This window comes from Limosilactobacillus reuteri subsp. porcinus, assembly GCF_036621895.1.
Classification (GTDB): Bacteria; Bacillota; Bacilli; order Lactobacillales; family Lactobacillaceae; genus Limosilactobacillus; species Limosilactobacillus reuteri_J.
Window position 1 is genome coordinate 1 of sequence record NZ_LN887371.1, and the last position, 5,614, is coordinate 5,614.

A 5,614-nucleotide genomic window follows, 5' to 3' on the forward strand; every position below is an offset into this window, starting at 1 on the left:
CGTATACGGAACCGTACGTACGGTGGTGTGAGAGGTCGATAATCGAACTAATCAATTATCTCCTACTCGATTACCAATTTTTTGTACTAATGTAATAAAGATTATCTTTTTATCTATAAATTATTTTATGAAAAGAGTGAAAAGGGCAAGAAGAGCAATTAAAAAGTCAATTTTATTAAGTTGATTGAAGAAAAAATAATAATCATCTAATAATTAATGCATTTACGGATTGTTTGATCTAGAATGTAATTATTAGCTATTCTTGAATCAGAGAAAGGTGAAGCATTGATGGCAGAAAAAACATTTACAACAACCGAGCTCGCTGAGTTCGATGGTCGAAATGGACATCCCGCATACGTTGCCGTTAAAGGTGTTGTTTACGATGTCTCTAACGTTCCGCAATGGAAGGGTGGTAAACACCATGGAAACCTTGCTGGTCGTGACTTGACTTCAGTAATGCCTCGTTCTATCCATCTGGAATCAGTTCTTGAAGGTATCCCTGTTGTTGGCAAACTAGTTGACTAGGAATAACTATGTAAAAAGCTAGGAATTGGTAGTTTTAAACTATCTCTCCCTAGCTTTTTATATTGTAACCTTAAAATAATCCCGCAAGTATTTTGCAAGCCCATTATGTTCGTTATCAATTGGGGTCACATCGTTAGCAATACTCTTCAGTTCGGGAATCGCATTATGCATTGCAACACCACGTCCCGCTGCATCAAGCATTTCCAAATCATTATGCTCGTCACCAAACGCGATAATATTTTGTCGGTCAATTTGGTATTGCTTAGCGATATAAAACATCCCTGACTCCTTATGAGTGCCACGATGGATCAGTTCTAAGATGTTGTAAGGGCCACCCCATACTCGTGGTTCAACGAAATCGCCGTATTTTTCATTAACTGCCTTAATGATCTCTTCTTGGTGTTCCAGTTCATATTGGATTGTCATTGCAATTGGATTGCCTGTTAAGTTAGTCGCGGTTAGGATTTGATCATCGCGCAACTTGTTCGGTAAGAATTCAGGTAAATCATTACTAGCTTGATTAGCCCATACATGATGTTTATTTTCAACGGTAATTGTTTTAATTCCTAGTTCTTTCCGGTGAGCTAGGAGATCAAGGGCTAGCTCTCGTGTTAATTCAACATCATATTCTTTATCCCAGTGTTCATGTGGTATATGCGTTAGGGCCCCATTAAAGTTTACCATCGGGGTTTTAATCCCAATTTCATCGTAAATATGTTTGGCAATTCGGTAAGGACGACCGGTAATAATGCTGACAATATGTCCATCCCGGGCAAGGGCACGTAAAGTTATAATTGTCTCGTTTGTTAATTTCGATTGATTATTTAATGTTGTGCCATCAAGATCAAGCGCAATCAAGTGTTGATCCATTACCATCTCACTTCTCTTTCCATAAAAAATTCAATTATAATATTGTAAACAAAAACTTAACGCTTTGCCAAGTATTTTGACTTAAAAAGACTAAAAAATACGTTACAATAAAGATATTACGATAAAGAGGAGCGAGAAATTAACGTGCAATTACCAAATGAATTTGTCACGAAATACAAAAAACTAATGGGAGCAGAGGCCGATGAGTTTTTATCAGCACTTGCCCAGTCAAGTTATAGTGGTTTTCGCGAGAATCCATTAAAGAATGGACAGCCGGTTGCAACAATTGAAAAAGCTACGGGGAAAGTACCATATGTGCCGACAGGATATTATGGTCAAGTGAATGGAAAATCATTAGACCATGTTACTGGGTGGGTATATAGTCAAGAGCCGTCAGCAATGTTTGTAGGCGAAGTGGTTAATCCCCAAGCTGGAGAACGTGTGCTAGACTTGTGTGCAGCTCCGGGAGGCAAAACAACGCATTTGGTTACTAAAATGAACAACCAGGGACTATTAGTTGCTAATGAAATTTTCCCTAAGCGGGCGAAGATTTTGGCGGAAAACTTGGAACGATGGGGCGCAAAAAATGCAGTTGTTACTAGTGAGAGTCCCGCAGATTTAGAAAAACAATTTCCCCAATATTTTGACCGGATTCTTGTTGACGCGCCTTGTTCTGGAGAAGGAATGTTTAGAAAAGAGCCTGCCGGAATTGAATATTGGTCACCAGAATACCCTGCTGAGTGTGCTAACCGTCAGCAGAAGATCCTCGCATCCGCAATGAAAATGCTAAAGCCAGGAGGAACATTAGTATATTCAACCTGTACTTTTGCACCAGAAGAGGATGAACAAAATATCTCATGGCTGCTCAATAGCTATCCAGACTTGAAACTTATTCCAATTGAAAAGGCGTCCGGAATGGATGATGGCCGTCCAGAATGGACTGATGGCAATGAAGAGTTGAAAAAGACAGTCCGATTATTCCCGCACCATCTCAAGGGGGAAGGACACTTCATTGCTAAGTTAGTAAATGGTGAACCTAAGACAATAGATAAAAAGCGCAAAAAGAAGAATAAGCGGAAAAAGCAATCGATTGTTAAACCGGACAAAGAACAGGTCAAACTCTTTAACCAGTTTGCTACAAGCGTTTTTCCGGACTATCAACCACACCAATTGATTTTATTTGGTGACCAGCTCTATGATTTGCCATTAGAAGAGGACAAGATCGAGGGGCTAAATGTACTCCGACCTGGACTTCACCTCGGCACTTTTAAGAAAAATCGATTTGAACCAGCGTTGGCATGGGCTCTTACCAGCTTACCACAGGAGGCAAACCGGGTCATTGAACTAAGCCAGGAACAGTGGCACCAATATGTCCATGGGGATGTAATCAATATTGATGCTGACCTTCCGAATGGTTGGTATTTATTAGTATGCGAGGAACATACTGCTGGTTTTGGAAAGTTGGTCGGTAAAACAATCAAAAACTTTTATCCCAAGGGGTTACGTTTTTAAATTAGGAGGATTATCGAGATGAAAGAAAAAGCAGCCTTTCACGTTAACGGCTACCTCGGGTTACTCGGGGCGATTATTATCGGTTTAATTAGTTTGTGGCTGATGTTTGTTGGCTTTACGCGTAATTTTCCGGTAGTCCTGACAATTGGAATTATTTTATTCTTGATTGTGATTCTTTTTAGTACATCATTGACAATTATTCAGCCAAATGAAGCCAAAGTTTTAACTTTTTTTGGTAATTATATTGGGACTATTCGTGATGCGGGCTTATTTATGACAGTGCCATTTACAAATAAGGAGACTGTTTCTCTGCGTGTCTGCAATTTTAATAGTCAGATTTTAAAGGTCAATGATTCAAAGGGTAACCCAGTCGAAATTGCGGCCGTTATTGTTTACAAAGTTGTCGATACCGCCAAAGCACTCTTTTCGGTTGATGATTATGAGCAATTTGTTCAAATTCAAAGTGAGTCTGCGGTTCGTCATGTTGCTAGTGAATATCCATATGATAGTTTTGAAGATCAAGATGCAATTACCCTTCGCGGAAATCCAACCGAAGTGTCAGAGCGGTTAACTGCCGAACTGCAAGAACGATTAAACGTAGCGGGGGTCAAAATTATTGAAACACGGTTAACTCACTTAGCCTACGCAACTGAAATAGCCAGTGCCATGCTGCAAAAGCAACAGTCATCGGCAATCCTATCAGCGCGGAAGATAATCGTTGAAGGAGCTGTTTCAATTACCGAAGAAGCAATTGAACGCCTAAGCAAGGAAGCCAACCTTGATTTAACAGATGAGCAACGTTTGCAAATCATCAATAATATCATGGTAGCAATTATTAGTGAACGGGGAACGCAACCAGTAATAAACACAGGGACACAAGGATAAATGATATATTTAACAATTTTAATGGCTGAGCGGGTTGGTTTAATTATTATTCTAGCGTTTTTGCTAGTTAGTGTACCCTTATTCCGCCGCCTGTTATTTAATCAAACCATTAGTGCTAAAATTCAACTAACGATTCTTTTTTCTATTTTTGCTATTATGGCTAATATGACTGGAATAGAGATCGATGCAAATAACCAGTTGCATAACAAAATTATTCTTACGGCCATTTCAACAAATGACTCGATTGTCAATGCCCGAATTTTAGCTGTTTCAGTTGCTGGAATTATTGGTGGGCCATGGGTCGGTAGTTTAGTAGGATTGGTAGCAGGAGTCCATCGGATTATTCAAGGTGCGCCCCTGCAAGGTTGGTTTTATGTGCCTAGTTCAGTTTTGATTGGTGCGCTTTCTGGTTTTTTGTATCATGATCGAAAAAGTTATTTTAAGGTAATGACGCCGTGGCATGGTTTTATTGTGGGGATTTTGATGGAAAGTATTCAAATGCTTTTTATCTTGCTATTCAGTCCAACGGGATGGGCTTTAGTTAAATATATTGCCTTGCCAATGATCTTGGTTAATTCGCTAGGGACATCGATTTTCTTATCAATCATTTCAATGTACCTTCACCAAGAGGAAGAACTGCGCGCTATGCAAACTCATTCTGTCTTGCAATTAACAAATGAAACCTTGCCTTATTTTCGTCAAGGATTAAATAAAAGCTCAGCGCAACAAGTAGTCAAAATTATTAAAAAATATACTAATTTTGATGCAGTGAGTATCACCGATAGGCAACGAATACTGGCACATATTGGAGCTGGTGACGATCACCATATCCCAGGGAATAGACTAGAAACTTCTTTATCTAGTAATGTGATCAAAACGGGCCAAATAAAGATCGCAAATAACAGTAAAATGATTGGTTGTATCGATCCCAATTGTCCTTTAGAAGCAGCGATTGTTGCTCCTCTGCGAATTGGGAAAGAAGTTATCGGCACGTTAAAAATGTATTATACTGATCAATGGCATTTAACACCGGTTGAAATTCAGCTAGCAATCGGTCTATGTGAGATTTTTGCTAACCAAATTGCATTGGGTGAAGCAGAAGTGCAAGCGCAATTAGTTCGAGATGCTAAGATAAAAGCCTTACAAGCCCAAATAAACCCGCATTTCTTTTTTAATGCTATTAATACGATTAGTGCAATTTTACGCCGAGATCAAGAGAAAGCGCGAGAACTTCTCCTTCAACTTAGTAATTATTTCCGAGCTAACTTAATTGGGGCTCGGGAGACTGAGATTATTTTGGGACAAGAGCGAACGCAAGTCGATGCATACCTTGAACTGGAACAAACTAGATTTCCACATAAATATAACATCACCTTTGATCAACAAGTCGAAAATGATGTTTACCTGCCGCCATTTACAATTCAAGTATTAGTTGAAAATGCGCTTAAACATGCTTTCGGAGCACGTAAAGACCATAATAATGTTCAAATAACAATAAAAAGGTTGGAAGCACGGTTAGAAATTCAAGTAGCTGATAATGGGGAAGGGATTGCGCCTGAACTTCTTCCTAAACTTGGGAAAGAACCATTGATATCTTCAAAGGGGAGTGGAAATGCGCTATATAACTTGAATCAGCGTTTAATTGGTCTATATGATGAGCATAGCGCTCTTCAAATTATAAGCAGTAATAAAGGAACAAAGATTAAAATTTCCTTACCATATCACACTAAGGAAGGTGCAAACAATGAAAGTCTTAATCGTTGATGATGAACCGCTTGCTCGTGAAGAACTTCATTATCTAATTCAGGGGAATAGTGAAGTT

The 5,614-nt window shown here is 39.1% G+C and carries 5 protein-coding genes and 1 pseudogene; 5 read left to right on the forward strand and 1 reads right to left on the reverse strand.

The genetic code is table 11. The features are described from left to right. Positions 1-288 precede the first annotated feature (288 nt). Positions 289-525 carry a cytochrome b5 domain-containing protein gene (locus tag AACL61_RS03160; protein ID WP_019254016.1) on the forward strand — a complete coding sequence of 79 codons (237 nt, stop codon included), beginning with the start codon at positions 289-291 and terminating at the stop codon, positions 523-525. Between the two features lie 57 nt (positions 526-582). Here AACL61_RS03160 and AACL61_RS03165 read toward each other — a convergent pair whose 3' ends face one another. After that, a complete protein-coding gene (locus AACL61_RS03165) occupies positions 583-1,395 on the reverse strand; it encodes a Cof-type HAD-IIB family hydrolase (protein WP_339110995.1) in 813 nt (270 codons plus the stop codon). A gap of 144 nt (positions 1,396-1,539) precedes the next feature. Here AACL61_RS03165 and AACL61_RS03170 point away from each other — a divergent pair, with 144 nt between their 5' ends. The 4 genes and pseudogenes from AACL61_RS03170 to AACL61_RS03185 form a co-directional block, all read left to right on the forward strand. Then, complete coding sequence (locus AACL61_RS03170) at positions 1,540-2,907, forward strand: RsmB/NOP family class I SAM-dependent RNA methyltransferase (protein ID WP_339110985.1); 1,368 nt, start codon at positions 1,540-1,542, stop codon at positions 2,905-2,907. Positions 2,908-2,925: 18 nt separating this feature from the next. Continuing rightward, on the forward strand, positions 2,926-3,792 hold the full coding sequence (locus tag AACL61_RS03175) for an SPFH domain-containing protein (RefSeq protein WP_003672105.1): 867 nt from the start codon (positions 2,926-2,928) through the stop codon (positions 3,790-3,792). Next, on the forward strand, positions 3,793-5,556 hold the full coding sequence (locus tag AACL61_RS03180) for a sensor histidine kinase (protein WP_339110986.1): 1,764 nt from the start codon (positions 3,793-3,795) through the stop codon (positions 5,554-5,556). Further along, a pseudogene (locus AACL61_RS03185) lies at positions 5,537-5,614 on the forward strand (LytR/AlgR family response regulator transcription factor); the annotation flags it as partial. The gene AACL61_RS03180 and the pseudogene AACL61_RS03185, both read left to right, overlap by 20 nt.